The organism is Variovorax sp. PvP013 (assembly GCF_050435945.1).
In the GTDB taxonomy this organism is placed as follows: Bacteria; Pseudomonadota; Gammaproteobacteria; order Burkholderiales; family Burkholderiaceae_C; genus Variovorax.
The window spans coordinates 59,385-85,667 of sequence record NZ_JBNDLF010000006.1; the positions used below are offsets into that span (position 1 = coordinate 59,385).

At 71.5% G+C, this 26,283-nt stretch carries 24 protein-coding genes; 23 read left to right on the forward strand and 1 reads right to left on the reverse strand.

The features are described 5' to 3' along the window. Positions 1 to 276: 276 nt before the first annotated feature. The 16 genes from ABID77_RS16210 (at position 277) to ABID77_RS16285 (ending at position 18,086) form a co-directional block, all read left to right on the forward strand. The gene (locus tag ABID77_RS16210) at positions 277 to 1,071 is read left to right on the forward strand and encodes a class II aldolase/adducin family protein (RefSeq protein WP_429598299.1); all 795 of its coding nucleotides are present in this window, start codon (positions 277 to 279) and stop codon (positions 1,069 to 1,071) included. A 66-nt stretch (positions 1,072 to 1,137) separates the two neighbouring features. Then, positions 1,138 to 2,700, forward strand: coding sequence for an ABC transporter substrate-binding protein (locus tag ABID77_RS16215; protein WP_429597988.1), 1,563 nt, complete (start codon positions 1,138 to 1,140; stop codon positions 2,698 to 2,700). Positions 2,701 to 2,710: 10 nt separating this feature from the next. Then, entirely contained in the window at positions 2,711 to 3,685 is a 975-nt protein-coding gene (locus ABID77_RS16220) for an ABC transporter permease (RefSeq protein WP_429597990.1), read from the forward strand. Positions 3,686 to 3,707: 22 nt separating this feature from the next. Continuing rightward, positions 3,708 to 4,550 carry an ABC transporter permease gene (locus ABID77_RS16225; RefSeq protein ID WP_429597992.1) on the forward strand — a complete coding sequence of 281 codons (843 nt, stop codon included), beginning with the start codon at positions 3,708 to 3,710 and terminating at the stop codon, positions 4,548 to 4,550. A 2-nt stretch (positions 4,551 to 4,552) separates the two neighbouring features. Continuing rightward, positions 4,553 to 6,190 carry an ABC transporter ATP-binding protein gene (locus ABID77_RS16230; protein ID WP_429597994.1) on the forward strand — a complete coding sequence of 546 codons (1,638 nt, stop codon included), beginning with the start codon at positions 4,553 to 4,555 and terminating at the stop codon, positions 6,188 to 6,190. Next, the gene (locus ABID77_RS16235) at positions 6,187 to 7,098 is read left to right on the forward strand and encodes a 2-hydroxyacid dehydrogenase (RefSeq protein WP_429597996.1); all 912 of its coding nucleotides are present in this window, start codon (positions 6,187 to 6,189) and stop codon (positions 7,096 to 7,098) included. The genes ABID77_RS16230 and ABID77_RS16235 overlap by 4 nt, the downstream gene beginning before the upstream one ends. Before the next feature lie 41 nt (positions 7,099 to 7,139). Next, entirely contained in the window at positions 7,140 to 8,513 is a 1,374-nt protein-coding gene (locus tag ABID77_RS16240; protein WP_429597998.1) for an aminotransferase, read from the forward strand. 2 nt (positions 8,514 to 8,515) lie between these two features. After that, positions 8,516 to 9,556: a histone deacetylase family protein gene (locus ABID77_RS16245; protein WP_429598000.1), complete on the forward strand. Its 1,041-nt coding sequence runs from the start codon at positions 8,516 to 8,518 to the stop codon at positions 9,554 to 9,556. Beyond that, complete coding sequence (locus ABID77_RS16250) at positions 9,553 to 10,839, forward strand: Zn-dependent hydrolase (protein WP_429598002.1); 1,287 nt, start codon at positions 9,553 to 9,555, stop codon at positions 10,837 to 10,839. Before ABID77_RS16245 ends, ABID77_RS16250 begins: the two co-directional genes overlap by 4 nt. Beyond that, positions 10,836 to 11,732, forward strand: coding sequence for a DMT family transporter (locus ABID77_RS16255; RefSeq protein WP_429598004.1), 897 nt, complete (start codon positions 10,836 to 10,838; stop codon positions 11,730 to 11,732). The genes ABID77_RS16250 and ABID77_RS16255 overlap by 4 nt, the downstream gene beginning before the upstream one ends. Positions 11,733 to 11,770: 38 nt before the next feature. After that, the gene (locus ABID77_RS16260; RefSeq protein ID WP_429598006.1) at positions 11,771 to 12,562 is read left to right on the forward strand and encodes a GntR family transcriptional regulator; all 792 of its coding nucleotides are present in this window, start codon (positions 11,771 to 11,773) and stop codon (positions 12,560 to 12,562) included. A gap of 69 nt (positions 12,563 to 12,631) precedes the next feature. Further along, positions 12,632 to 13,660 carry a histone deacetylase family protein gene (locus ABID77_RS16265; protein WP_429598008.1) on the forward strand — a complete coding sequence of 343 codons (1,029 nt, stop codon included), beginning with the start codon at positions 12,632 to 12,634 and terminating at the stop codon, positions 13,658 to 13,660. Then, a complete protein-coding gene (locus ABID77_RS16270) occupies positions 13,657 to 14,766 on the forward strand; it encodes a phosphotransferase (RefSeq protein ID WP_429598010.1) in 1,110 nt (369 codons plus the stop codon). The genes ABID77_RS16265 and ABID77_RS16270 overlap by 4 nt, the downstream gene beginning before the upstream one ends. After that, positions 14,759 to 16,033: an aspartate aminotransferase family protein gene (locus ABID77_RS16275; RefSeq protein WP_429598012.1), complete on the forward strand. Its 1,275-nt coding sequence runs from the start codon at positions 14,759 to 14,761 to the stop codon at positions 16,031 to 16,033. Before ABID77_RS16270 ends, ABID77_RS16275 begins: the two co-directional genes overlap by 8 nt. A 335-nt stretch (positions 16,034 to 16,368) precedes the next feature. Further along, positions 16,369 to 17,637 carry a porin gene (locus ABID77_RS16280; protein WP_429598014.1) on the forward strand — a complete coding sequence of 423 codons (1,269 nt, stop codon included), beginning with the start codon at positions 16,369 to 16,371 and terminating at the stop codon, positions 17,635 to 17,637. A 32-nt stretch (positions 17,638 to 17,669) separates the two neighbouring features. Beyond that, positions 17,670 to 18,086 (forward strand): hypothetical protein, encoded by a 417-nt coding sequence (locus ABID77_RS16285; protein WP_429598016.1) that lies wholly within the window; start codon positions 17,670 to 17,672, stop codon positions 18,084 to 18,086. Between the two features lie 401 nt (positions 18,087 to 18,487). Here the strand turns inward: ABID77_RS16285 and ABID77_RS16290 are convergent, their stop codons facing one another. Next, positions 18,488 to 19,411 carry a LysR family transcriptional regulator gene (locus ABID77_RS16290; protein WP_429598018.1) on the reverse strand — a complete coding sequence of 308 codons (924 nt, stop codon included), beginning with the start codon at positions 19,409 to 19,411 and terminating at the stop codon, positions 18,488 to 18,490. A 92-nt stretch (positions 19,412 to 19,503) separates the two neighbouring features. Between ABID77_RS16290 and ABID77_RS16295 the strand changes: the two genes are divergently transcribed. The 7 genes from ABID77_RS16295 (at position 19,504) to ABID77_RS16325 (ending at position 26,265) form a co-directional block, all read left to right on the forward strand. Continuing rightward, the gene (locus ABID77_RS16295) at positions 19,504 to 20,658 is read left to right on the forward strand and encodes a muconate/chloromuconate family cycloisomerase (protein WP_429598020.1); all 1,155 of its coding nucleotides are present in this window, start codon (positions 19,504 to 19,506) and stop codon (positions 20,656 to 20,658) included. Positions 20,659 to 20,677: 19 nt separating this feature from the next. Further along, a complete protein-coding gene (gene catC, locus ABID77_RS16300; protein ID WP_429598022.1) occupies positions 20,678 to 20,968 on the forward strand; it encodes a muconolactone Delta-isomerase in 291 nt (96 codons plus the stop codon). A gap of 118 nt (positions 20,969 to 21,086) precedes the next feature. Beyond that, a complete protein-coding gene (gene benA, locus ABID77_RS16305; protein ID WP_429598024.1) occupies positions 21,087 to 22,508 on the forward strand; it encodes a benzoate 1,2-dioxygenase large subunit in 1,422 nt (473 codons plus the stop codon). Continuing rightward, on the forward strand, positions 22,508 to 22,993 hold the full coding sequence (gene benB / locus ABID77_RS16310) for a benzoate 1,2-dioxygenase small subunit (protein WP_429598026.1): 486 nt from the start codon (positions 22,508 to 22,510) through the stop codon (positions 22,991 to 22,993). The genes benA and benB overlap by 1 nt, the downstream gene beginning before the upstream one ends. Before the next feature lie 30 nt (positions 22,994 to 23,023). Next, positions 23,024 to 24,037, forward strand: coding sequence for a benzoate 1,2-dioxygenase electron transfer component BenC (benC, locus tag ABID77_RS16315; RefSeq protein ID WP_429598028.1), 1,014 nt, complete (start codon positions 23,024 to 23,026; stop codon positions 24,035 to 24,037). Continuing rightward, complete coding sequence (locus ABID77_RS16320) at positions 24,034 to 24,828, forward strand: 1,6-dihydroxycyclohexa-2,4-diene-1-carboxylate dehydrogenase (protein ID WP_429598030.1); 795 nt, start codon at positions 24,034 to 24,036, stop codon at positions 24,826 to 24,828. Before benC ends, ABID77_RS16320 begins: the two co-directional genes overlap by 4 nt. A 54-nt stretch (positions 24,829 to 24,882) precedes the next feature. Further along, on the forward strand, positions 24,883 to 26,265 hold the full coding sequence (locus ABID77_RS16325) for an MFS transporter (RefSeq protein ID WP_429598032.1): 1,383 nt from the start codon (positions 24,883 to 24,885) through the stop codon (positions 26,263 to 26,265). Positions 26,266 to 26,283: the final 18 nt, after the last annotated feature.

The following is a 26,283-nucleotide window of genomic DNA, read 5'->3' on the forward strand; positions in this document are numbered from 1 at the left end:
GCCCGGAGACGGCGCGGGCGCACGGCGACGCCGCCGACGGACGCCGGCTCGCCGCAGGCACCGGCCAGGGCGCGCGATCGTGGGGAGCGCGTCGCCGGTCGCCGCTTCCTGGTGCACGCGCGGCCCCGGTCGCAGCTCCGGCACCGATTTTCGTCCTCGCCGTGCTGGCACGTGACTTGCTAAATGCACACTGTCGACAGATGACAGTATTCAAAGTGTCCTGATCTGGTCGACGTTCAAGTCATTGGAGATCACGTGGACACATCGCAGCACCGCATTGCCAGGGACGCCTCGGTCGACGTCCGAACGCCCGGGTCGACCGCCGAACGCCGCATGCGCGAGGACCTCGCCGCCGCCTACCGCCTGGTGGCCCTCTACGGCATGGACGACAGCATCTACACGCACATCTCGGCGCGCGTGCCGGGCACCGAGGACCAGTTCCTCATCAATCCGTTCGGCATGCTGTTCCGGGACATCACGGCCTCGTCGCTGGTCAAGATCGATCTCGACGGCCGGCTGGTGGAACCCAGCGACCACGACGTCAACCCGGCCGGCTTCACCATCCACAGCGCCGTGCACGCGGCGCGCCACGACGCCGTGTGCGTGCTGCACACGCACACCGTCGCCGGCGTGGCGGTGTCCTCGCTGGCCGAGGGCCTGCAGCCGTGCAACCAGTGGGCGCTGCAGTTCCACCGCCGCGTGACCTACCACGCCTTCGAGGGCATCGCGCTCGACCACGAGGAGCGCGTTCGCCTGGTGGCCGACCTGGGACCGACCTCGCGCGCGCTGATCCTGCGCAACCACGGCCTGGTCACCCTGGGCCGCAGCGTGGCCGAGGCCTTCGTGCTGATGCACAACCTGGAGCGCGCCTGCCGCGTGCAGGTCGCCATCCAGGGCACCGGCCGGGCCGTCAACCCGGTGCCCGAGGCGGTGTGCGAACTCACCGCGCGCCAGTACGAGAGCGGCGACACCAACCGGCTGGCCGCCGCGCCGACCGACCCGTACGCCCGCGAGTGGCGCTCGCTGCTGCAGCGGCTGGAGCCGCCGACGCGCGCCTCGTACCGCGACTGAGCCGCGCCGCCATTCGATTTCCTCCTTCCCTCCCTCACGACCTCCCTCACTCCAAGGACCGCCACGATGCAACGCCGCCATCTGCTCCAAGCCAGCTCCGCCGCCCTCGGCCTGTCCATCGCGGGGGTGCCCCTGCGGGGGCTGGCCCAGGCGAAGAAGGGCGTGGTCAACGTGCTGGTCCAGCCCGAGCCGCCGGGCCTGATGATGGGCATCGTCCAGAACGGCCCGACGCAGCTGATCTCCGGCAACATCTACGAGGGCCTGCTGCGCTACGACGAGAAGCTCGCGCCGCAGCCGCAGCTGGCCACGTCGTGGACCGTCAGCCCCGACAGCAGGACGTACGTCTTCAAGCTCAAGCCGAACGTCAAGTGGCACGACGGCAAGCCCTTCACGTCGGCCGACGTGGTGTTCTCCTGCGACGTCTTCCTGCGCAAGACGCACGCGCGCTTCCGCTCCAGCCTGGAGCACGTCGAGTCGATCAAGGCGCTGGACCCGCTGACGGTGGAGTTCAGGCTCAAGCTGCCCTTCGGTCCGTTCCTGGGCATTTTCGAGAACGGCACCATGCCGATGATCCCGAAGCACGTCTACGAGGGCACCGACTTCCTGACCAACCCGGCCAACGCCACGCCCATCGGCACCGGCCCGCTGAAGTTCAAGGAATGGGTCAAGGGCTCCTACGTCCAGCTGGTGGCCAACGAGGCCTACCACCAGAGCGGTGCCGTCGGCGTGGAGAGCGTGTACTTCCACGTCATCCCCGACGCCGCCGCGCGCGCCGCCGCCTTCGAGTCGGGCAAGGTCGACATCGCCCCGGGCGGCACGGTCGAGTACTTCGACGTCGGCCGGCTGTCCAAGCTGCCGGGCGCCGCCGTCACGACCAAGGGCTGGGAGTTCTTCGCGCCGCACAGCTGGCTGTGGATGAACAACCGCACCGCGCCGATGAACAACGTCAAGTTCCGCCAGGCCGTGTGGAGCGCCATCGACCGCGAGGCCATGGCCAAGATCGCCTGGTACGGCTTCGCCAAGCCGGCCACCGGCCCGTTCAACAGCCACATCGCCTTCGCCAGCGACGACGTGGCCAAGTACCCGCGCGACCTCGCCAAGGCGAAGAAGCTGCTGGCCGAGTCGGGCTACAAGGGCGAGACCCTGCGCCTGCTGCCGCTGCCCTACGGCGAGTCGTGGCAGCGCCAGGCCGAGATCGTGCGCCAGAACCTGACGCAGGCCGGCATCAAGATCGAGACCGTCGCCACCGACGTCGCCGGCTGGAACCAGCGCTGCAACGAGTGGGACTTCGACCTCGCCTTCACCTACGTCTACCAGTACGGCGACCCGGCCCTGGGCGTGGGCCGCAACTACACCAGCACCAACATCGCCAAGGGCTCGCCGTTCAACAACGTCGCCGGCTACGTGAATCCGAAGGTCGACGAGCTGTTCGCCGCCGGCGCGCGCGAGGGCGACCCGGCCAAGCGCCGCGCCATCTACCTCGAAGTGCAGAAGATCCTGGTCGACGAGGTGCCGGTGGCCTGGCTGCACGAGATCAACTTCCCCACGCTCTACCGCGCGCGCATCCAGAACGTCGTGAGCTCGGGCATCGGCCTGAACGACAGCCTGGGCCGGGTCAAGCTCGCGTGACGGCCGGGCCATGAAGCGACTCCAATTCATGTCGGTGCGACTGCTCCAGGGCCTGCTGGCGCTGCTGCTGATCGCGACCGTCAACTTCATGCTGGTGCGCGCGGCACCGGGCGATCCGGTGTCGATCATGGCGGGCGAGGCCGGCGCGAGCGATCCGCAGTTCGTGGCCCAGCTGCGCCAGCAGTTCGGCCTCGACCAGCCGCTGCCCAACCAGCTCGCGAGCTACCTCGGCCGCGTGCTGCAGCTGGACCTGGGCTTCTCCTACCGCCAGCAGCAGTCGGTCGCCGCGCTGATCCTGGAGCGGCTGCCCGCGACGCTGCTGCTCACGGGCACGGCCTTCGTGCTGTCGCTGGCCATGGGCATCGGCCTGGGCGCGCTGGCCAGCCGCCACGCCGGCAAGTGGATCGACAGCGCCATCACCGTGGTCGCGCTGGTGTTCTACGCCACGCCGCTCTACTGGCTGGCCATGATGGCGGTGCTGGTCTTCACGGTGCAGATGGACCTGCTGCCGGCCTTCGGCTTCTTCACCGTCGGCGCCGACCTGCGCGGGCTGGACAAGGCGCTGGACATCGGCCGCCACCTGATCCTGCCGGCCGCGACGCTGGCGCTGTTCTACATGGCCGTCTACGCGCGCATGACCCGCGCGGCCATGCTGGAGGTCGCGCAGATGGACTTCGTGAAGACCGCGCGCGCCAAGGGCGTGGCGCCCGGGCGCATCCAGCGCCGCCACGTCCTGCGCAACGCCCTGCTGCCGGTGGTCACGCTCGCGGGCATCCAGGCCGGCGGAATGATCGGCGGCGCCGTGCTGACCGAGACCGTGTTCGCCTGGCCCGGCATCGGCCGGCTGATGTTCGACGCGCTGCTCCAGCGCGACTACAACCTGCTGCTGGGCTGCTTCCTGTTCACCGCGGCCATGGCGGTGCTGTTCAACCTGATCACCGACTTCGTCTACACGCTGGTCGATCCGCGCATCGAACTGGCCTGAGCGGCCTCGAGGAACCCTCCCCATGAAAAGCAGCTTCTGGCGGCGCTTCCGCCGCAACAAGGGCGCCGTCTTCGGTCTGGTGGTGCTGGCGCTGGTGGCGCTGGTCACCGCGCTCGGTCCGCTGGTGGCGCAGTACGAACCCTGGGACATGGCCGGCATGCCGTTCGCGGCGCCCCTGGCCGAGCCGGGCATGCCGCTGGGTACCGACACCATGGGCCGCGACATCCTCTCGGGCATCGTGGCGGGGGCGCGCGTGTCGCTGCTCATCGGCGTGGTCTCCACCGTGGTGTCGCTGTTCATCGGCGTCGGCGTCGGCGCCGTCGCCGGCTACTTCGGCGGCTGGATCGACGCCACCCTGATGCGCTTCACCGAGCTGTTCCAGGCCATCCCGAGCTTCGCGCTGGCGATCGTGCTGGTGGCGATCTTCGAGCCGTCGGTGCAGTCGATCGTCGCGGCCATCGCGGTGGTGTCGTGGCCGCCGGTGGCGCGCCTGGTGCGCAGCGAGTTCCTGACTCTGCGCCAGCGCGACTTCGTCGCCGCCGCCCAGCTCGCCGGGCAGTCGACGCCGCGCATCATCCTGACGCAGATCCTGCCCAACGCCGCATCGCCGATCGTGGTGATGGCCTCGCTGATGATCGCCACGGCGATCCTGCTGGAGTCGAGCCTGAGCTTCCTCGGGCTGGGCGATCCCAACCGCATGAGCTGGGGCTACATGGTCGGCTCGGCCCGCACGGTGCTGCGCCAGGCCTGGTGGATGGCGGTGTTCCCGGGCGTGGCCATCCTGATGACGGTGCTGGCGCTCAACCTGGTGGGCGAAGGCCTCAACGACGGACTCAACGCCCGCGCCGACGGGAAAGGCAAATGACGATGGACGCCATCCCCGCGCCGGTGCTGGACGTCCAGGACCTCGACATCCGCCTGCCCGCCGGCGGCGACCGCGCGCTCGCCGTGCGCGGCGCGTCGCTGCGGCTCATGGCCGGCCAGACGCTGTGCGTGGTCGGCGAGTCCGGCTCGGGCAAGTCGATGATCGCCAACGCCATCATGGGCCTGCTGCCCCGACCGCACGTGGAACCTGTGGCCGGGCGCATCGTGTTCGACGGCCAGGACCTGCTGCAGCTGAGCGAGACGCAGTTGCGCACCCTGCGCGGCCGGCGCATCGGCATGGTGTTCCAGGAGCCGATGTCCGCGCTCAACCCGGTCATGCGCATCGGCGAGCAGATCGCCGAGGTGTTCGACGCCCACGTCGACCTGCCGGCGGCCGAGAAGCGCGGGCGCATCCTGGCCGCGCTGGCCGACGTCGGCCTGCCCGAGCCGGAGGTGCTGATCGACAGCTACCCGTTCCGCCTGTCGGGCGGCCAGCGCCAGCGCGTGGTGATCGCCTGCGCCCTGGCGCTGGAGCCGGCCCTGCTGATCTGCGACGAGCCGACGACCGCGCTGGACGTGACGACGCAGGCGCAGATCCTCGCGCTCATCCGCGACCTGCAGCGGCGCAAGGGCACGGCCGTGCTGTTCATCACGCACGACTTCGGCGTCGTCGCCGAGATCGCCGACCAGGTGGTGGTGATGCAGACCGGCCAGGTGGTCGAGGCCGGCCCCGCCGCCGCCGTGCTGGCGCGGCCGCAGCACGCCTACACGCGCAAGCTGATCGCCGCCATCCCGGACGGCCGGGTCCGCGCGCCGGCGGCCGAGCGGCCGGTCGACCGCGTGCTGCAGGTGCAGGACCTGAGGAAGACCTACGTCACCGGCGGCACCCTGTTCAGGAAGGGCCGCCGCGTCGAGGCCGCCAAGGGCCTGAGCTTCGACCTGCGCCGCGGCGAGACGCTGGGTCTGGTCGGCGAGTCCGGCTCGGGCAAGTCGACCGTGGGGCGCTGCATCGTCGGCCTCGCGCCCTTCGACGAGGGTCGCGTGCTGTTCGAGGGCCGCGCGCTGCAACCGGGCGCGCAGTTCCGGGCGCAGGCGCAGGGCCGCATCCAGATGGTGTTCCAGGACCCCTACGCCTCGCTCAACCCGCGCCACCGCGTCGGGCCGACGATCGCCGCCGGGCCCATCGCGCAGGGGCTGCCGAAGGCCGAGGCCATGGCGCGCGCCCTGGAGCTGCTGCAGCTGGTGGGCCTGGGGCCGGAGGCGGCGGACCGCTTCCCGCACGAGTTCTCCGGCGGCCAGCGCCAGCGCATCGGCATCGCCCGCGCGCTGGCCATGCGACCCGCGCTGCTGGTGGCCGACGAGCCGGTGTCGGCATTGGACGTGTCGGTGCAGGCCCAGGTGCTGGCGCTCTTCGCCGAGGTGCGCGAGCGCTTCCGGCTGGCGATGGTCTTCATCACCCACGACCTGCGCGTGGCCGGCGAGATGTGCGACCACATCGCCGTGATGCAGCGCGGCGAGATCGTCGAGTACGGCGAGACCGCCAAGGTCCTGGCCGATCCCCGCCACGCCTACACCCGTACGCTGATCGAGGCCCAGCCCCGGCTGTCGGCCGCCGCGCGGCCGGAGGCGCTGGCCGCATGACGCTCCACATCGCCCTGGTCTCCGACCAGATCGCCCTGGACTACCTGCTGCCGGCGTTCCAGGAGCGTTTTCCCGACGCGACGCTGCACCGCATCGACACCGAGGTGCAGGCGCTGGACGCGCTCGACGCGATCGACGCCGTGGTCTGCTGGTCGCCGCCGCCGGGCCTGCTCGCGCGGATGCCGCGCCTGCGATTGATCCAGTCCGTCGGCGCCGGCACCGACCACATCACGCGCGACCCGGCGCTGCCGCCGGGCGTGCCGGTGCATCGCATCGTCGACCCCGACATGGCCGCCGGCATGAACGCCTACGTGGCCTGGGCCGTGGTGCACGGCCAGCGCCACATGGCGGGCTATCTGGCGAGCCAGCGCCGCGCCGCCTGGGAGGAGTCGCCCATCGTGCCGCCGCGCATGCACCGCGTGGGCATCGCCGGGCTGGGCGTGCTCGGCACGTCCGTGGCACGCGCGCTCGCGGGCATCGGCTATGCCGTGCGCGGCTGGAGCCGCAGCCCCAAGGCCGACCTGCCCGAGGGCGTCGAGGCCTTCCACGGCGACGTCGCGCGAGCCGACTTCCTGGCCGGCTGCGACACGCTGGTCTGCCTGCTGCCCCTGACCGACGTCACGCGCGGCGTGCTCGACGCGGCGCTGTTCGCGCAGCTGCCGCGCGGCGCCCGGCTGGTCAACGTCGGCCGCGGCGCGCACCTGGTGGAGGCCGACCTGCTCGCCGCGCTCGACGACGGCCACATCGCCTCGGCCGTGCTGGATGCGTTCGTCCAGGAACCGCTGCCGCCGGACCACCCGTTCTGGCGTCACCCGCGCATCACCGTCACGCCGCACGTCGCCACGCGCACCCGGCCCGAGGCCATCGCGCGGCAGACCCACGCGCACCTGACGCAGCCGATGGCCTGACGCCCCACGAACGACCGAACGAACGAAGAGAGGATTCCCCGATGACGATCGCAGCACACCGCAGCACCGGCGACAAGGACGTCGCCACCCACCTGCATTCCTACACCAACCTGGCCGCGCTGCCCCACACGCCGCCGCTGGTGATCGTCGAGGGCGACGGCATCCACGTCGTCGACGACCGGGGCAACCGCTACGTCGAGGGCATGTCGGGCCTGTGGTGCGCGTCCCTGGGCTTCTCCAACGCCCGCCTGGCCGAGGCCGGCGCGAAGGCGCTGAGGACCCTGCCGTACTACCACACGTTCAACCAGCGCACCAACGTCGCCGTGGCCGATCTGGCCGAACGCCTGCTGGCGCTGGCGCCGGTGCCCATGGCGCGCGTGTTCTTCGCCAACTCCGGCTCGGAGGCCAACGACAGCGCGGTGAAGATGGTCTGGTACTACCACAACGCCATCGGCCAGCCACTGCGCAAGAAGATCATCGCCCGGCGCAACGCCTACCACGGCGTGACGGTGGCCGCCGCCAGCCTGGGCGGGCTGGAGGGCAACCACCGCGACTTCGACCTGCCGATCGAGCGCTTCCTGCACGTCGACTGCCCGCACCACTACCGCCACGGCCGGCCCGGCGAGACCGAGGAGGACTTCGCCTCGCGCCTGGCCGCGCAGGTGGAGGAGCGCATCCTGGCCGAGGGCCCGGAGACCGTGGCCGCCTTCATCGCCGAGCCGGTGATGGGCGCCGGCGGCGTGCTGGTGCCGCCGGCGGGCTACTTCGAGAAGGTGCAGGCGGTGCTGCGCAGGTACGGCGTGCTGATGATCGCCGACGAGGTGATCTGCGGCTTCGGCCGCACCGGCGAGATGTTCGGCTCGACCACCTTCGGCATCCGGCCGGACATCCTGACCTGCGCCAAGGCGCTCTCGTCGGGCTACGTGCCGATCTCGGCCGTGATGGTCAACGACCGGGTCCACGCCGCCATCGCCGCGCACAGCGGCAAGCTCGGCGGCTTCGGCCACGGCTACACCTACTCGGGCCACCCGGTGGCCTGCGCCGTCGCGCTGGAGGTGCTGCGCGTCTACGAGGACGAGCACGTCCTCGACCACGTGCGCGAGTTGGCGCCGACCTTCCAGGCGCGCCTGCGCGAATTCGCCGAGCGGCCCTGGGTCGGCCACGTGCGCGGCGTCGGCCTGATCGGCGCCATGGAGCTGATGGCCGACAAGGCCGCGCGCACGCCCTTCGCCGCCGCCGACAAGGCCGGCCAGCGCTTCGCCCAGCTGGCGCTGGAGGAGGGCCTGATCGTGCGCGCCATGGGCGACAGCATCGGCCTGTGCCCGCCGCTGATCATCACCGCCGCCGAGCTCGACGACCTGTTCGCCCGCTTGGCACGCGCCATGGACCGCTTCGACACCGAACGCAAGGGTTGACCATGAAAGCCTTCTTCTCCGACGACCAGCTGCTGCACGATCCGCAGCAGTACATGCGCGTGGGCCGCATCTGCAAGCCCGCCGACCTGCCCACGCGGGCGCAGGCCCTGATGGGCACGCTGGCCGCGCGCGGCATCACGGTCGCCGTGCCGCCCGAGGCCGGCCGCGCCGCGCTGGAAAAGGTCCACGCCACCGACTACCTCGACTACCTGGAGACCGCCTACGCGCGCTGGCGGGAGATCCGCAGCTTCGGCCTGGAGCCGGGCATCGAGGTGCTGCCCAACATGTCGCCGCACGGCCCGCGCGTCGGCGCCTGCCCGTCGCCGTCGGTGCTGGCGCAGACCGGCTGGTACGTCGGCGACCTGTCCTGCCCGATCGGGCCGGCCACCTGGCGCTCGGTGCTGCGTTCCGCCCACGCCGCGCTGGCGGCGGCCGAGACGGTGCGCGACGGCGACGACGGCATCGCCTACGCGCTGTGCCGGCCCTCCGGCCACCACGCCCAGCGTGCCCGGGCGGCGGGCTTCTGCTACGTCAACAACAGCGCCATCGCCGCCGTCACGCTGCGCGAGAAGCACGCGCGCGTGGCGGTGCTGGACATCGACGCCCACCACGGCGACGGCACGCAGCAGATCTTCTACGAGCGCGATGACGTGTTGACCGTCTCCATCCACGCCGACCCGGCCGGCTACTACCCCTGGTACACCGGCTACGACCACGAGCGCGGCGCCGGGGCCGGCGAAGGCTGCAACCTCAACTTGCCGCTGGCCCACGGCAGCGGCGACGACGCGTTCGCGCGGGCATTGGACAAGGCCATGGCCGCCATCGAGCGCTTCCGGCCGGAGGCCCTGGTGCTGCCGCTGGGCTTCGACACCTACCGGGACGACCCGATCAGCGTGCTGAAGTTCGACATGGCGGCCTTCCGCTTGGCCGGCGAGCGCGTGCGTTCGCTGGGCCTGCCCACGGTGGTGGTGCAGGAGGGCGGCTACATGGTCGAGGCCATCGGCGCCGCGCTGGACGCCTTCCTGGAAGGACTGCGGGCATGACGACGACCGCATCGGCGACATCGGCGACATCGGCGACATCGGCCGTGTCGGTGGACGGCGAGCGCCTCTGGCGCAGCCTGATGGACCTGGCCCGCGTCGGCGCCACGCCCAAGGGCGGCAGCCGCCGCCTGGCCCTGAGCGCGCTCGATGGCCAGGGCCGCGACCTCGTGGTCGGCTGGATGCGCGAGGCGGGCCTGGCGATCACGGTCGACGCGATCGGCAACGTCTTCGGCATCCGCGCCGGCCGCGACGCCACGCGCCGCCCAGTCATGACCGGCAGCCACCTCGACACCCAGCCCACCGGCGGCCGCTTCGACGGCTGCTACGGCGTGCTGGCCGGGCTGGAGGTCATGCGCACCCTGAACGATCGCGGCATCGTCACCGAGGCGCCGCTGGCCCTGGCGATCTGGACCAACGAGGAGGGCACGCGCTTCGTGCCGGTGATGATGGGCTCGGGCGTGCACTGCGGCGTGTTCCCGCTGGAGACGGCGCTGGCGGCGACCGACGTCGACGGCCTCGCGGTGCGCGACGAGCTCGCCGCCATCGGCTATGCCGGCGCGACGCCCGTCGGCACCGTGCGCCCGGCCTGCTACCTGGAGGCGCACATCGAGCAGGGCCCGATCCTGGAGGCCGAGCACACGACCGTCGGCGTGGTGACCGGCTCGCTCGGCCTGCGCTGGTACGACGTGCGCGTGACCGGCATGGAGGCCCACGCCGGCCCGACGCCGATGGCGCTGCGCCGCGACGCCCTTTATGCCGCCACGCACCTGATGCAGGCGGTGGTGGACATCGCGAACGACCCGGCCTTCGCGCCGCTCGGACGCGGCACGGTCGGCGTGGTGACCGTGCACCCGGCCTCGCGCAACGTGATCCCGGGGCGGGTCGACTTCAGCGTCGACATGCGGCACGAGGACGCGGGGCGGCTCGACGCGATGGAGGCGCGCTTCCGCGCCGCCGCCGAGGCGCTTTCCGCCGGCGAGACCACGGGCGTGCCGGTGGCGGTCGCGATCACCGACGTCCAGCGCTTCGAGCCCACGCCCTTCGATGCGGCGCTGGTCGGGTGCGTGCGCGCCGAGGCCGCCGCGCGCGGCAGCAGCCACCGCGACATCGTCACCGGCGCCGGCCACGACGCCGTCTACCTCGCGCGCACCGTGCCCACGGCGATGATCTTCGTGCCCTGCAAGGACGGCATCAGCCACAACGAGGCCGAGGACGCCGACCCGCGCCACCTGCGGGAGGGCGCCGACGTGCTGCTGGGCGCCATGCTCGCGCAGGCCGCATGAGCGTCGCGCGCGCCACGGCGGGCACCGCGCCGCGTCCGGCCGGCACGGCCGGCGGGATCGCGCTGTTCCTGTGCGCGCTGGTGCTGTTCGCCGCCTACGACGCCTTCGCCAAGCACATGGTGGCGAGCCATCCGCCGGCGGTGGTCAACGTCGGCCGCTACCTCGCCATCGCGGCGCTGGCCCTGGCATTGCTGCTGCGCCACGGCGACCTGCGCCTGTGGCGCCAGCCGCATCGGCGCCTGCTGGTGCTGCGCAGCGTGGCGCTGGCGGTGGTGGCGACCTGCTTCATGACCGCGCTGGTCACCATGCCGCTGGCCGAGGCCACGGCGATCTACTTCACGGCGCCGCTGTTCATGGTGGCGCTGTCGCCCCGGCTGCTGGGCGAGCGCGTGGGTCGCGCGCAATGGCTCGCGGTGCTGGCGGGCTTCGCCGGCATGCTGTGCATCGTGCGCCCCGGCGGCGAGCTGCCGCTGGCCGGCACCCTGCTGATGGCGGTCGCGGCGGTGTGCTACGCGCTCTTCCAGCTGCTCACGCGCCGGCTGTCGGGCCTGGTGCCGGCGCCGGTGCAGTTCGCCTACATGGCGCTCGCCTGCCTGGTCATCACGGGGCTGCCGCTGCTGTTCGCGCCGCACGTCGTGCTGCCTTCCCGATCGGAGGGCGCCCTGATGATCGCCGGCGGCGCCCTGAGCGGCGGCGCCCAGCTGCTGCTGCTGGCCGCGTTCCGGCGCGTCGCGGCGGCCACGCTGGCGCCGCTGAACTACGTGCAGCTGCTGCTGGCGGTGCTGATCAGCACCCTGTGGTTCCAGCGGCCGCCCGACGGTCCCGCGCTGGCCGGCATGGCGCTCATCGCCGTCGCCGGCGCGTACCTCGCCCGCGCGCGGCGGGCGGCATGATGGAAACCGAACTTCACGAGACATCGAGGACCACGACCATGCCCCCCTTCCGCGCCGCCGCCGCGCCCGCTCCCGCGCCGGCCTTCTCATCCATCCAGGTGCCCGACCTGGTCGGCGTCGTCGAGGCCCAGCTGCAGCAGGCCATCCTGTCGGGCCGCATCGCGCCCGGCGAGCGCATCGTCGAGGCCGAGCTGGCGCGCCAGATGGGCGTGAGCCGCGCTCCGGTGCGCGAGGCCGCGCGCCGCCTGGAGAGCCTGGGACTGCTGGTCTCGCGGCCGCGCCACGGCTTCGCGGTGCGCACGGTGTCGGCGCGCCAGGTCGAGGACCTCTACGACGTGCGCATCCAGCTCGAGCTGCTGGGCGCCGGCCTGGCCTGCGCCCACGCCGGCGACGCCGAGCTCGCGGCGCTGGACGCGCGCGTCGACGACATGGTGGCGCGCGCCGAGACCCTGCCCACGGCCGAGCGCGTGGCGCTGGACCTGGACTTCCACTTCACGATCAGCGAGCTGTCGGGCAACCACTACCTGCACCGCCTGTTCGACAACATGCAGACCGAGGTGCGCATGTTCCTGGCCCTGAGCGAGGACAGCTACGGCGACCTCCGGGCCCTGGCCGAGACGCACCGCCCCATCGCCCACGCGCTGGCCCGGCGCGACGTCGACGCGGTGCGCGACGCCCTGCGCTTCCACCTGGAGGACGCCAAGGCCCACGCCTGTGGATTGTTCACGACACCTCCCAGGCTGCGCGCCGCGCGCTCCGCCAACCCCCCTCCGCTGCGCGAGGGGGGCGCACCCGGCGGCCCGGCGAAGCCGGTTCCGCGGGTGCCCTGACGCGGCACCCCGGCACCCTCGCGTCACCGGCGGCCGATCCCATCCTTTCCGTCCCCACCCACCTCCACCATGCAAGTCATCTACAGCGACCGGCACACCGGCCACGACCCGCAGCAGTTCATCGTGCGCGGGCGCATGAAGCGCAGCAACGAGCAGCCCGAGCGCGCCACGCGGCTGCTCGACGCCGCCCGCGCCCTGGGCCACGCGGTCGTGGCGCCGGACGACCACGGCCCCGGCCCGCGCGCGGCCATCCACACGCCGCGCTACCTGCGCTTCCTGGAGACGGCCTGGGAGCGCTGGCAGGAACTGGAGGGCGCCTCCGAGGAGGTCATGCCCAACGTGCATCCGTTCCCGGACCAGCCCTGCACCTACCCCGACAGCCTGGTCGGCCAGGCCGGCTGGCACATGGGCGACATGGCGTGCTCGATCGGCCGCCACACCTGGGAGGCGGCGACGTGGTCGGCCCACGTCGCCACGCACGCGGCGCGGGCCGTGCTCGACGGCGAACGCGCCGCCTACGCGCTGTGCCGCCCGCCCGGCCACCACGCCTACGCCGACCGGGCCAACGGCTTCACCTACCTCAACAACGCCGCCATCGCGGCGCAGCAGCTGCGGCAGCGCCACGACCGGGTGGCGATCCTGGACATCGACGTGCACCACGGCAACGGCACGCAGGGCATCTTCTGGCGCCGCAAGGACGTGCTGACGGTCTCGCTGCACGCCGATCCGCACGTCTGCACGCCCTTCTTCACCGGCCACGCCCACGAGATCGGCGAGGGCGAGGGGCTGGGCTACAACCTGAACCTGCCGTTGCCGCGCGGCACCGGGGACGAGGGCTTCCTGGCCGCGCTGGCGACCGCGCACGACACGATCCGCGCCTTCGCGCCCGGCGCGCTGGTGGTGGCCCTGGGGCTGGACGCGCACGAGAACGATCCCTACCGGATGCTGGCGGTGAGCACGCCGGGCTTCGCCCGCGTCCTCGGCGAGATCGCCCGGCTGGGCCTGCCGACGGTGCTGGTGCAGGAGGGCGGCTACCTCTCCGACGACCTGGGGCCGAACCTGGCGAGCGCGTTGCGCGGCTTCGAGGCGGCGGCATGAGCGCCGGGCCGGACGAATCCGAGTTCGACGCCGCCATCCGCGCGGCGCTGCCCGAGGCCGCCGTGCTCACCGCCGCGCCGGCGCCGGTCGCCACCGCCTGGGCGGCCGACCTGGCGCGACGGCGCTACGGCCTGCATGGCCGCATCGAGCCATTGACCGGCGAGCGCGACGCCAACTTCCTGCTGACGGGCGAGGACGGCGGCACGCGCCGCATGCTCAAGCTCTCCCACCCGGACGAGGACCCGGTGGTCGCCAACTTCCAGACCCAGGCCCTGCTGCACGTTGCGCGCAGCGACCCCGGACTGCCGGTGCAGCGCCTGCTGCCGGATGTCGACGGCGCGGTCTCCTCGATCGTGACCGACGCCGAGGGCCGGCCGCGCGTCGCGCGCCTGTTCAGCTACCTCGAAGGCCTGCCGATGCCGCGGGCGCCGCGCTCGGCCGCCCAGCGCGGCAGCACGGCGCGCCTGCTGGCCCGGCTCGACCTCGCCCTGTCCGGCTTCGACCATCCGGCCGGCGAACGCGAGCTGCCCTGGGACGTCCAGCGCGCCGATCGCGTGCGGCCGCTGCTGGTCCACATCGCCGATCCGGTGCGCCGCGCGCTGGCCGAGACCGCGCTCGACGACTTCGAATACGGCGTCAAGCCCTCGCTGGCCGCGCTGCGTCGCCAGCCGATCCACAACGACTTCAACCTCTCCAACCTGCTGGTCGATCCGGCGGAGCCATCGCGGGTCGCCGGCATCCTGGATTTCGGGGACATGGTGCACGCGCCGCTGGTGGACGACCTGGCCGTGGCCGCGTCCTACCAGATCGACGAGGAGGAGGGCGCGCTCGCGACCCTCGCGCGCTTCGCGGCCGACTACCACGCGGTCTCGCCGCTGACCGGCGCGGAGATGCGCCTGTTGCCGGGCCTGGTGCGCGCCCGGCTGGCCATGGTGGTGGCGATCAGCGGCTGGCGCGCGGCGCGCCAGCCCGGCAACGCGGACTACCTGCTGCGCAACAACGCCGTCTCGTGGGCCCGCCTCGCGGCCTGCGCCGACCTGACGCCCGACCGGGTGGCGGCGGCGATCCACGCCGCCTGCCGCGTCACGGAGCCGCTCCATGGCTGACGCCATGACCGATGCCGACCTCGTCGCGCGCCGCGCCCGCCTGCTGGGCCCGGCCTACCGCCTGTTCTACGACGAGCCCTTCCATCCCGTGCGCGGGGAGGGCGTGTGGCTCTACGACGCCGCCGGCACGCCCTGGCTGGACGCCTACAACAACGTCGCGTGCGTCGGCCACGCGCAGCCGCGCGTGGTGGAAGCCATCGCGCGCCAGGCCGCCGTGCTCAACACCCACACGCGCTACCTGCACGACGGCATCCTCGACTATGCCGAGCGACTGCTGGCCACCATGCCGTCTGAACTCGGCCACGCGACCTTCACATGCACCGGCAGCGAGGCCAACGACCTGGCGCTGCGCATCGCCGGCGCCCACACCGGCGGCACGGGCCTCGTCGTCACGCGCTGGGCCTACCACGGCGTCACGTCGGCGTTGGCCTGCGCGTCGCCGTCGCTGGGCGCGTACGTGCGCATCGGCGACCACGTCCGCCTGGTCGACGCGCCCGCGGGCGGCGACATCGACACCGGACGGCGCTTCGCCGACGGCGTGCGCGCGGCCGTCGCCGACCTGCGCGCGCACGGCCTGAAGCCGGCGGCGCTGCTGGTCGACACGGTGTTCTCCAGCGACGGCGTGTTCACCGGACCGCCCGGCTTCCTGGCCGAGGCCGTGGCGGCGATCCGCGAGGCGGGCGGCGTCTTCATCGCCGACGAGGTGCAGCCCGGCTTCGGCCGCACCGGCGAGGCCTTCTGGGGCTTCCAGCGCCACGGCGTCGTGCCGGACATCGCGACCCTGGGCAAGCCGATGGGCAACGGCCACCCGGTGGCCGGCCTCGCGGTGCGGCCGGAGGTCATGCGGGCCTTCGGACAGACCAGCCGCTACTTCAACACCTTCGGCGGCAATCCCGTCTCGATGGCCGCGGCATCGGCCGTGCTCGACGTCATCGAGGACGAGGGGTTGCAGCGCAACGCGCTGGAGGTGGGGCGCTACCTGCGCGAACGCCTGGCCGCGCTGGCCGGGCGTCACGCGCTGGTGGGCGAGGTGCGCGGCGCCGGCCTGTTCGTCGGGCTGGAACTGGTGACCGACCGCGCCACGCGCGCGCCGGCGACCGCGCAGGCGGCGCGCGTCGTCAACGGTCTGCGACGGCGCCAGGTGCTGCTGAGCGCGACCGGGCCGGACGCCCACGTGCTGAAGATCCGGCCGCCGCTGGTGTTCCGGCGCGAACATGCCGACCTGCTGGTGGCGCGGCTGGACGAGGTGCTGGCCGGCATCGGCTGACGCCGCCGCCCAGGTGCGGCAGATCCCGGGCGATCCCGCGCGCGCACGACGGCCGTCGGCGTGGAGGGCCCTCGCGACGGTTCCGCGACGCCTCGGCGCGGATCGATCGCCCCTGGCGAGCACCCGGCTCGGCGCGCCTCGTCCCGAAGGCGTTGCTTCGCACCGGATGGATGATTTGTTCTCAACCTTGTGAGTGAGCGGTCGATAAGTGAAGGTATTGCGCGCGCGCGAATTTCCCAATCGACATGCATTCCTCACGGTCACTTCCTTCGCGCGTGTTGCGCTCGCTGCGGTCCTGGCCGTCGTTTGCCCGGCTGCCCGTGGCGGCAGTGGCGATGGCAGCGACGACGCTTCCCGTGGACGCCCAGACGTCGCCGCCGGTGCCGGCTGCTTCGGAGTCGCCCTGGAGGCTGAGCGGCTTCGGCACGTTGGGCGTCGTGAGACAGTCGGGCGGCAACGACTGGGGCTTCGTGCGCAACAGCACCCAGCTCGGCGCGAGTTCGCGCCTGAGCGCCACGCCGGACTCGCGGCTCGGACTGCAAATGAACTGGAATCCCGGCACCCGATGGGAAGCGGCCGCCCAGGGCGTGCTGCTGTCCAGGCCGTCCGGCACACCGATCGCCGAAAGCGTCGAGTGGGCCTACATCGGCTATCGGCCCCGGCCGGACACCCGGGTGCGCATCGGCCGCACCAGTCCGGACATCTTCCTGTTCGCCGACAGCCGCAATGTCGGGTTCGCCCTGCCATGGGCGCGGCCGCCCGTCGACTTCTATGGCTTCGCGCCGCTGGTGTCGATCGATGGCGTTGATCTGGCGCAGCATTGGTACGGCGACGACTCGACCTGGCGCGCCCGGCTCACGGGCGGGTCGGTGCGCACCGGCATCACCGATGTCGAGGGCCGGCGCCTGAAGGTCAAGGGCAACGACGCCCTGGCGATGAGCCTGTCGCGCGAGGAGGGCGGTCTGTTGCTCAAGGCCAGCTATCTGCGCAGCCGGTTCCAGGTCGATACCGGTGCCGATGCGGCCCAGCTGCGCGACGGCCTGGCCCAGCTGAGTCAGCTGCCCGTGCCGGGCCTCGCCGGTTCGCTCGACCGGCTCGGCCAGAACCTGTGGACGGGCGGATCGGCCAGCTACTGGGCCCTGGCGGCGCAGTACGACACCGGACCCTGGACCTTCACCGCCGAGGGCAGCCGGCTGAGGGTGCCACGCAGTCCGCTGAATGCACTGCGCGCCTACGTCAGTGCCGGCTACCGGCTCGGTTCGTTCACCTACTACGGCGTCGTCGGTCGGGTCCGGCCCGACAAGGCGGTCTTCGCCGCACCCGACGTGGCCGGCGCGCTCGCGCCGGTGCTGGGCTCCGAAGGGGCTCAGGAGGCCCAGTCGCTGGTCGGCCTCGCCGCCCTGGCCGGCGACAACTACCGCTACGACCAGCGCACGGTCGGCGCCGGGCTGCGCTGGGACTTCATGCCCAACGCCGCGTTGAAACTGCAGGTCGATCGCTTCGACGTGCGACGCAACGGGGCGGCCGGCTGGCGCTTCGCCGACGACCGCGGTGGCCGCGGCACGCTGGTGTCGGTGCTGGTCGACTTCGTGTGGGGGCAATGATGAACGGCGTCCTTTCCCGCTGCATCCGAGGCGTGACGGCCCTGTCGCTGGCACTGGCCTGGTCGCCGGACGCGGCGCTGGCGGCCGATGCCCTCTACGTGGTCGTCTCGGCCCAGAGCCCGGTGCGCGCCCTGGCGCAGAAGGACGTGCTGGCGCTCTACACGGGCCGCACCCGCACGCTGCCCGGCGGCGAGGCCGCCACGCCGATCGACCAGCAGCACGACGGCGCGGCGCGGGCGGACTTCTACCTCGCGCTCACCGGCATGGACATCGCCCGCATCAACAGCTACTGGGCCCGGCTGCACTTCACCGGCCAGGTGCAGCCGCCGCGCACCGTCGAGGACGACCTCGCGGTGGTCCAGCGCCTGCGCGCCGACCCCACGGCCATCGGCTACCTCACGCGCGAGCCCCAGGACGGCTCGGTGCGCGTGGTGCTGCGCCTGCCCTGAGCCGGCTCCCGGTCGACCTTCTCTCCTCCTTCCACGCCCGGTCCCAGCCTCCAGGGCTGCTCCAGGCGTCGTCGCGCTCGACGTCACACCGGCCCGGGGCCGTGGCGCTGAGTACCCGCGTGCCGATCGAGCCGCCAGGCCGCTCGAGAAACGAATCTCCGTGCCACACCACCATCCCAGGCTGCCAGGTGCGAACGGGCATGCGCCAGTCGATGCCCTCGAGCGGCATCGAGCGCTGCGTCGACGTCCGCGACACGCCGCCCGACTCGAGCGCATGGACCCGGCCGGGCCGATCCTCGGGCGGCCGCCCGCGTTCTCGGAGGGCCGTGCCACGGTGTCGAGTCGAGCCCGGTGCCGGCATCCGGTGGAGCGAGGACGCCGTCGCCCGCGATCTCGCCTGATCACCGGGTGGCGGCGTCTCGTGATCTGCCCGACGTCGTCGTCGGCAGCGCCCCGACGATGACGCGGATGAAGCCGGTCAGCTCCGAATCGTCGTCCCGGCGGCGGTTCATGATGATCGGCGTCGTCACGTCCGCATCGCTCAGGGACGCATAGACCACGCCGGCGCGGTCCAGCGCCTGCACCGAACCCGGCACCAGCGCATACCCCAGCCCCGCCACCACCAGCCCGATGGCGGTCTGCACCTCGTTGGTCTCGAGCGCGATGACGGGCTTGAGGCCGCGCGAATGGAAGATCTCCAGCACCTGGTCGGCATAGCTGGGCCGGGGCTTGGCCGGGTACAGGATCAGCGGCTCGGCGGCCAGCTTGGCCAGCGTGAGCTGCCTGTGCGCCAGCAGCCGGTGCTTGACCGGCAGCGCCGCGACCACCGGCTCGTCGCGCACCTTCTCGCCGGCGATGCCGTCGTCCTCGATGCGCAGGCGGCCAAAGCCGATGTCGATGCGGCCGGCCTTGAGGGCCTCGATCTGCTCGATGGTCGTCATCTCGAACAGGCCCAGCTCCACCGTGGGCTGTGCCTCGCGGAAGCGCCGGATGACCTCGGGCAGGGCGCCGTACAGCGTCGAGGGCACGAAGCCCAGGCCGTACCAGGTCCGGCCGCCGCCGGCGATGCGCGCCGTGGCCTGCGCGATCTCGCCCATGCGGTCGAGCATCTGCTGCGCCTGCACCTGGAAGAAGCGGCCGGCCGGCGTGAGCCTGAGCGGCCGCGCGCTGCGGTCGATCAGCACCGCGCCGAGTTCGTCCTCCAGCGCGCGGATCTGCCGGCTCAACGGTGGCTGGGCGATGTGCAGCTGTTCGGCGGCGCGGCTGAAGCTCAGTTCGCGCGCCACGGCGCAGAAGTAGCGCAGGTGGCGGAGTTCGAAGTTCATGGTGGAAACCCTGAAGCACTATACCTTGAAGGTATTTTGTCGGACCCATTCGATATTGGACCCGGCGGCGCGCGAATCCGAAGATCAGGGCCATGAACACGAGCCCCCTCATCCAGAGCATCGAAGCCATCGTGGTGGACCTGCCCACGATCCGTGCCCACAAGCTGGCCATGACCACCCTGATGCGCCAGACGCTGGTGATCGTGCGCCTGGCCTGCAGCGACGGCGTCGTCGGCATCGGCGAAGCCACCACCATCGGCGGCCTGGCCTACGGCGAACAGAGCCCCGAGGGCATCAAGAGCGCCATCGACACCTACGCGGCGCCCCTGCTGGCGGGCCAGGACGCGACGCGCGTCGGCCTGGCCATGCGCCGCCTGGCCGGCAGCATCCAGGGCAACTCGTTCGCCAAGTCGGCCATCGAGACCGCGCTGCTCGACGCCCAGGGCCAGCGCGTGGGCCTGCCGGTGCACGCCCTGCTCGGCGGCGCGGGGCGCGACGCGCTGCCGGTGCTGTGGACGCTGGCCAGCGGCGACGCCACGCGCGACGTCGACGAGGCCCTGGCCCTGATCGAGGCGCGCCGCCACAAGGTCTTCAAGCTCAAGATCGGCAGCCATCCGCTGGCCGAGGACATCGCCCACGTGCAGGCCATCCGCCGCGGCCTGGGCGACGACGTGATGCTGACGGTGGACGTCAACCAGGCCTGGGACGAGCCGACGGCGGTCAAGGGCATCGCCGCGCTCGAGGCCATCGGCGTCGGCCTGATCGAGCAGCCGGTGGCGCGCCGCAACCGCCGCGCCCTGCAGCGTCTGACGGCGCGCTTCGACGTCGCCCTCATGGCCGACGAGGCGGTGCACGACGCGATCGACGCCTTCGACCTCGCCGCCGATGCCGCCGCCGACGTCTACGCGCTCAAGATCTCGCAGGCCGGCGGCCTGTGGCCGACCCTGCGCGCCGCCGCCGTGGCCGACGCCGCCGGCGTCGGGATCTACGGCGGCACCCTGCTGGAGGGCACCGTCGGCAGCATCGCCGCCGCCCACGTCTTCGCCGCCTGCCCGACGCTGGCCTGGGGCACGGAGCTGTTCGGTCCGCTGCTGCTCGAGGACGACGTGGTCGTTGCCCGTCCCGAGTACCGCGACTTCGAGCTGCAGCTGCCGCAGATGCCCGGCCTGGGCGTGCAGCTCGACCTCGACAAGCTCGCTTTCTATCGCCGCGACCGCGCCTCCAGGCCGGTCGCCGTCACCGCCTGAAACCCCGAGGACCCGGACCATGCTGTTCCATGTCGAGATGACCGTGCGCCTGCCGCACGACATGCCGCCCGCGCAATCCGACGCCCTCAAGGCGCGCGAGAAGGAGATCGCCCAGGGCCTGCAGCGCTCGGGCGCCTGGCGCCATCTGTGGCGCATCGCCGGGCGCTACGCCAACGTCAGCGTGTTCGACGTCGCCGACAACGCCGCCCTGCACGACACGCTGACGACGCTGCCCCTCTTTCCCTACATGGACATCGTCGTGCGGCCGCTCTGCCGCCATGCGTCGTCCATCCACGACGACGACCGCTGACCCATCGGCGTCCGACCCCGGCGACCCCCCCCGATCGTCAACGCGAGGAGCGTCCCGCTCCGGCGCGGCGACGACCCCTTCCCGTGAATCCAAGAACCAATCCTCCCGGAGACTCCCCATGATTCCCATCCATCCCGTCGCTTCCACCCCCAGCCTCGCCAGGCTCGACAGCCTGCTCGAGGACGACGCCGTCGCGCACCAGCACCGGCTGGACCGCTCGGTGTTCACGGACGCGCAGCTGTTCGAACTCGAGATGAAGCACATCTTCGAGGGCAACTGGGTCTACCTGGCGCACGAGAGCCAGATCCCGAACGTCAACGACTACCTGACGCTGCACGTCGGGCGCCAGCCGGTGGTCATCACGCGCAGCAAGGACGGCAAGCTCCACGCGCTGGCCAACACCTGCACGCACCGCGGCGCCATCCTGTGCCGCCACAAGAAGGGCAACAAGTCGAGCTTCACCTGCCCGTTCCACGGCTGGACCTTCAACAACGCGGGCAAGCTGCTCAAGGTCAAGGACAACGGCCCGGAGGCGGGCTACCCGTCGAGCTTCAACTGCGAGGGCAGCCACGATCTGGTGAAGCTGGGCGCGTTCGAGAACTACCGCGGCTTCCTCTTCGGCAGCGTCGACCCCGACGTCGTGCCGCTCGTGGAGCACCTGGGCGAGGCCGCCAGGATCATCGACATGATCGTCGACCAGTCGCCCGACGGCCTGGAGGTGCTGCGCGGCGCCTCGACGTACACCTACGACGGCAACTGGAAGCTGGGCGCGGAGAACGGCGCCGACGGCTACCACGTCTCCTCGGTGCACTGGAACTACGCGGCCACCACCAGCCGGCGCAGCGCCGAGGGCAAGGTCGACACCGTCAAGGCCATGAACGCGGGCAAGTGGGCGCAGCAGGGCGGCGGCTCCTACACCTTCAAGCACGGCCACATCCTGCTGTGGACCAACTGGGCCAACCCGGAGGACCGGCCGCTCTACGGCAAGCGCGACGAGTGGATCGGCAAGTTCGGCGAGGCGCGCGCGGACTGGATGCTGGGCAAGTCCCGCAACCTGTGCCTCTACCCGAACGTCTACCTGATGGACCAGTTCAGCTCGCAGATCCGCATCGTGCGCCCGGTCGCGGTCGACAAGACCGAGGTGACGATCTACTGCATCGCGCCCAAGGGCGAGTCGCAGGAATCGCGCACCCGGCGCCTGCGCCAGTACGAGGACTTCTTCAACGCCACCGGCATGGCCACGCCCGACGACCTGGAGGAGTTCCGCTCCTGCCAGACGGGCTACGGCGCCCGCGCGGTGAAGTGGAACGACATGAGCCGCGGCGCCACGCACTGGATCAAGGGGCCGGACGCCACGGCCGACCTGATCGGCCTGAAGCCCGACCTGAGCTGCGTCAAGACCGAGGACGAGGGCCTCTACATCGGCCAGCACGAGTACTGGCTCGACACCATGAAGAAGGCCGTCGTGGCCGAGCAGGCCGAGCAGGCCGAGCGCGACGAGCACCGCGCGCCCGCCGAGCAACTCGAGGGAGCCCAGTGATGCTGTCCTACCAACAGATCCAAGCCTTCGTCTATGCGGAAGCCCGCGCGCTCGACGAAGCCCGGTGGGTCGACTGGCTCGCGTTCTACGCCGACGACGTCGAGTTCTTCATGCCCTCGTGGGACGACGACGACCGGGTCACCGGCGATCCGCAGAACGAGGTCTCGCTCATCTACTACCCGAACAAGCAGGGCCTGGAGGACCGCGTCTTCCGCATCCAGACCGAGCGCTCCAGCGCGACCATCCCCGACACCCGCACCGGGCACGCCGTCAACAACCTGGAGGTGCTGTCCCAGACCGAGGACGAGGCCGTGCTGACCTTCAACTGGACCACGCACAGCTTCCGCTACGACATCGTCGACGTGTACTTCGGCAGCTCGCAGTACACCCTCGACACGACTGGTGAGAAGCCGCTGATCAAGCGCAAGTACGTCGTGCTGAAGAACGACTACATCCACCACCTGCTCGACATCTATCACATCTAGATCCCGGCATTCCGGGGCCAGGAGACAACCATGGCATTCAACATCGCCCTCCAGTTCGAGGACGGGGTCTCGCGCATCATCCCGTGCGAGTCCGGCGAACTGGTCGCCGACGCGGCCTACCGCGCCAAGATCAACATCCCGCTGGACTGCCGCGACGGCGCCTGCGGCACCTGCAAGTGCCACTGCGAGAGCGGCGCCTTCACGATGGGCGACTACATCGAGGACGCGCTGACCGACGCGGAGGCCGCCGAGGGCTTCGTGCTGACCTGTCAGATGCGGCCGACCTCCGACTGCGTGGTGCGGGTGCCGGCCTCGTCGGCCGCCTGCAAGACCGAGGTCGCGACGCACGGCGGCAAGCTGGTGCGCATCGCCCGCGACTCGGCCACCACCGTGTCCTTCACCGTGCAGGCCGAGCGGCCGCTGGCCTTCCTGCCGGGCCAGTACGTCAACCTGACGGTGCCCGGCAGCAAGCAGACGCGCTCGTACTCGTTCAGCTCGGCGCCCGACAGCGCCGACCTGGCGTTCCTCATCCGCGACGTGCCCGACGGCCTGATGAGCACCTACATGCGCCGCACGGCGCAGCCCGAGGACTTCATGATGTTCACCGGGCCCTATGGCAGCTTCTATCTGCGACCGGCCGTGCGGCCCATCTTGATGCTCGCAGGCGGCACGGGTCTCGCGCCGTTCCTCTCCATGCTGCTGTGGCTGAAAGAGAACCCGACGACGCAGCCGATCCGGCTGGCCTACGGTGTGAACACGAACGATGACCTGGTGGAACTCGACAAGCTCGATGCGCTGAAGGCCGCCTTGCCTGACTTCGACTACTTCACCTGCATCGTAGACACGGACAGCGGTCACCCGAAGCTTGGCTACGTCACCCAGCATCTCACCAGCGACGACCTGCATGGAGGCAATGTCGACGTGTATGTCTGCGGCCCGCCGCCCATGGTCGAGGGCGTGCGCCAGTGGATGTCCGGTGTGGGAGTGACGCCACAGAGCTTTCATTTCGAGAAGTTCTCGGCCAGCGAAACGGCGGCCGCATGAGCCCGGATCGCTTCCACGACAAGGTCGTGATCGTCACCGGCGCCGCGCAGGGCATCGGCCGGGGCGTCGCGATGCGCATCGCGGCCGAGGGCGGCACCGTGCTGGCGGTCGACCGCTCGCCCATCGTCGATGAGGCCGTGGCGGAGATCGTTGAAGGCGGCGGCACGGCCGTGGCCTTCCAGGCCGACCTGGAGACCTTCGCCGGCGCGCAGGCCATGGTGGAACGGTGCCTGGCCTCGTTCAAGCGCGTCGACGTGCTGGTCAACAACGTCGGCGGCACGATCTGGGCCAAGCCCTTCGAGCACTACGAGGAGGCCCAGATCGAAGCCGAGATCCGGCGCTCGCTGTTCCCGACCCTGTGGTCCTGCCGGGCCGTGCTGCCGTTCATGGTGAAGAAGCAGCGCGGCGTGATCGTCAACGTGTCGTCGATCGCCACGCGCGGCGTGCATCGCGTGCCGTACTCGGCGGCCAAGGGCGGCGTGAACGCGCTGACGGCCTCGCTCGCGATGGAGCACGCCGGCAACGGCATCCGCGTCGTCGCCACCGCGCCCGGCGGCACCGAGGCCCCGCCACGGCGCGTGCCCCGCAACCAGGCCGCCACCGCCGCCAGGCCGAGCCGCCGGGAGGCCGCCTGGTACCAGGGCGTGGTCGACCAGACGGTGGACTCCAGCCTGATGCACCGCTACGGAACCATCGACGAGCAGGTGGCGCCGATCCTGTTCCTGGCCTCCGACGAGGCGAGCTACATCACCGGCTCGGTGCTGCCGGTGGGCGGCGGCGACCTCGGCTGAAGCGCCGCGTCCGACGTTCCCTCTCCCACAACCACAACACAGCGAGACAACCCCATGCGCGACATCGATCTCCACCAGCTGGCCGACGAGGCCCGCTTCAACGGCTTCCACGGGCGGGTCCTGTTCTGGTGCGCCCTCATCATCATCTTCGACGGCTATGACCTCGCGGTCGCGGGCATCGCACTGCCATCGATCATGAAGGAGATGGGCGTGAGCGCGACCAACGCCGGCTTCATGGTCAGCTCGGCCCTGTTCGGCATGATGTTCGGCGCCATCTTCCTCGGCACGCTCGCCGACAAGATCGGGCGCCGCCGCACCATCGCGATCTGCATCGCGCTGTTCAGCGTCTTCACCGCCGCCGCCGGCCTGACGCACGAGCCGATCGCCTTCAGCGTGATGCGCTTCCTCGCCGGCCTGGGCATCGGCGGCGTGATGCCCAACGTGGTCGCGCAGATGACCGAGTACTCGCCCCGCAGGATCCGCAGCACGATGGTCACGCTGATGTTCAGCGGCTACGCGGTCGGCGGCATGCTCGCCGCGCTGCTGGGCAAGGGCCTGATGGAGACCTACGGCTGGTCGTCAGTGTTCCTGGCGGCGGGGCTGCCGGTGCTGCTGATCCCGGTCATCCTGAAGTCGATGCCGGAGTCGATGCCCTTCCTCATCAAGACCAGCCAGCACGACGAGCTGCAGAAGCTCGCCGCGCGCCTGGACCCCGGCTATCGCCCGGGCGCGGCCGATCGCTTCGCCCTGCCGCGCGAGGACAAGGCCGTGAGCGCGCCCATCGCGCGGCTGTTCCAGGACGGCCGGGGCGTCAGCACCGTGATGTTCTGGATCGCCTTCTTCATGTGCCTGTTCATGGTCTACGCCCTGAGCTCGTGGCTGACCAAGCTGATGGCCGGCGCGGGCTACAGCCTGGGCTCGGCGCTGACCTTCGTGCTGGTGCTGAACTTCGGCGGCATGATCGGCGCCGTCGGCGGCGGCTGGCTGGCCGACCGCTTCCACATCAAGTACGTGCTGGTGGGGATGTACGCCCTGGCGGCGGTCTCGATCTCGCTGCTGGGCTACAAGGTGCCCACCGAGGTGCTGTTCCTGCTCGTCGGCCTGGCCGGCGCCTCGACCATCGGCACGCAGATCGTGACCTATGCCTACGTCGGCCAGTACTACCCGATGGCCGTGCGCGCCACGGGCATCGGCTGGGCCTCGGGCGTGGGGCGCAGCGGGGCGATCCTGGCGCCGATCGTCATCGGCGCCCTGGTCGGGCTCGCGCTGCCGCTGCAGCAGAACTTCATGGCCATCGGCATCCCGGCGGTGATCGCGGCCCTGGCCGTGGCGCTGATCGACCACCGGCGTTCGACCGGCGCCCAGCGCCGGGGCGGTGCCGCGGCGCCGGACGACGTCGGCGCGCTGCACGCGCAGTCGGCGCTGTCGGCCAAGTGACGCGAACGCACCGAAGGC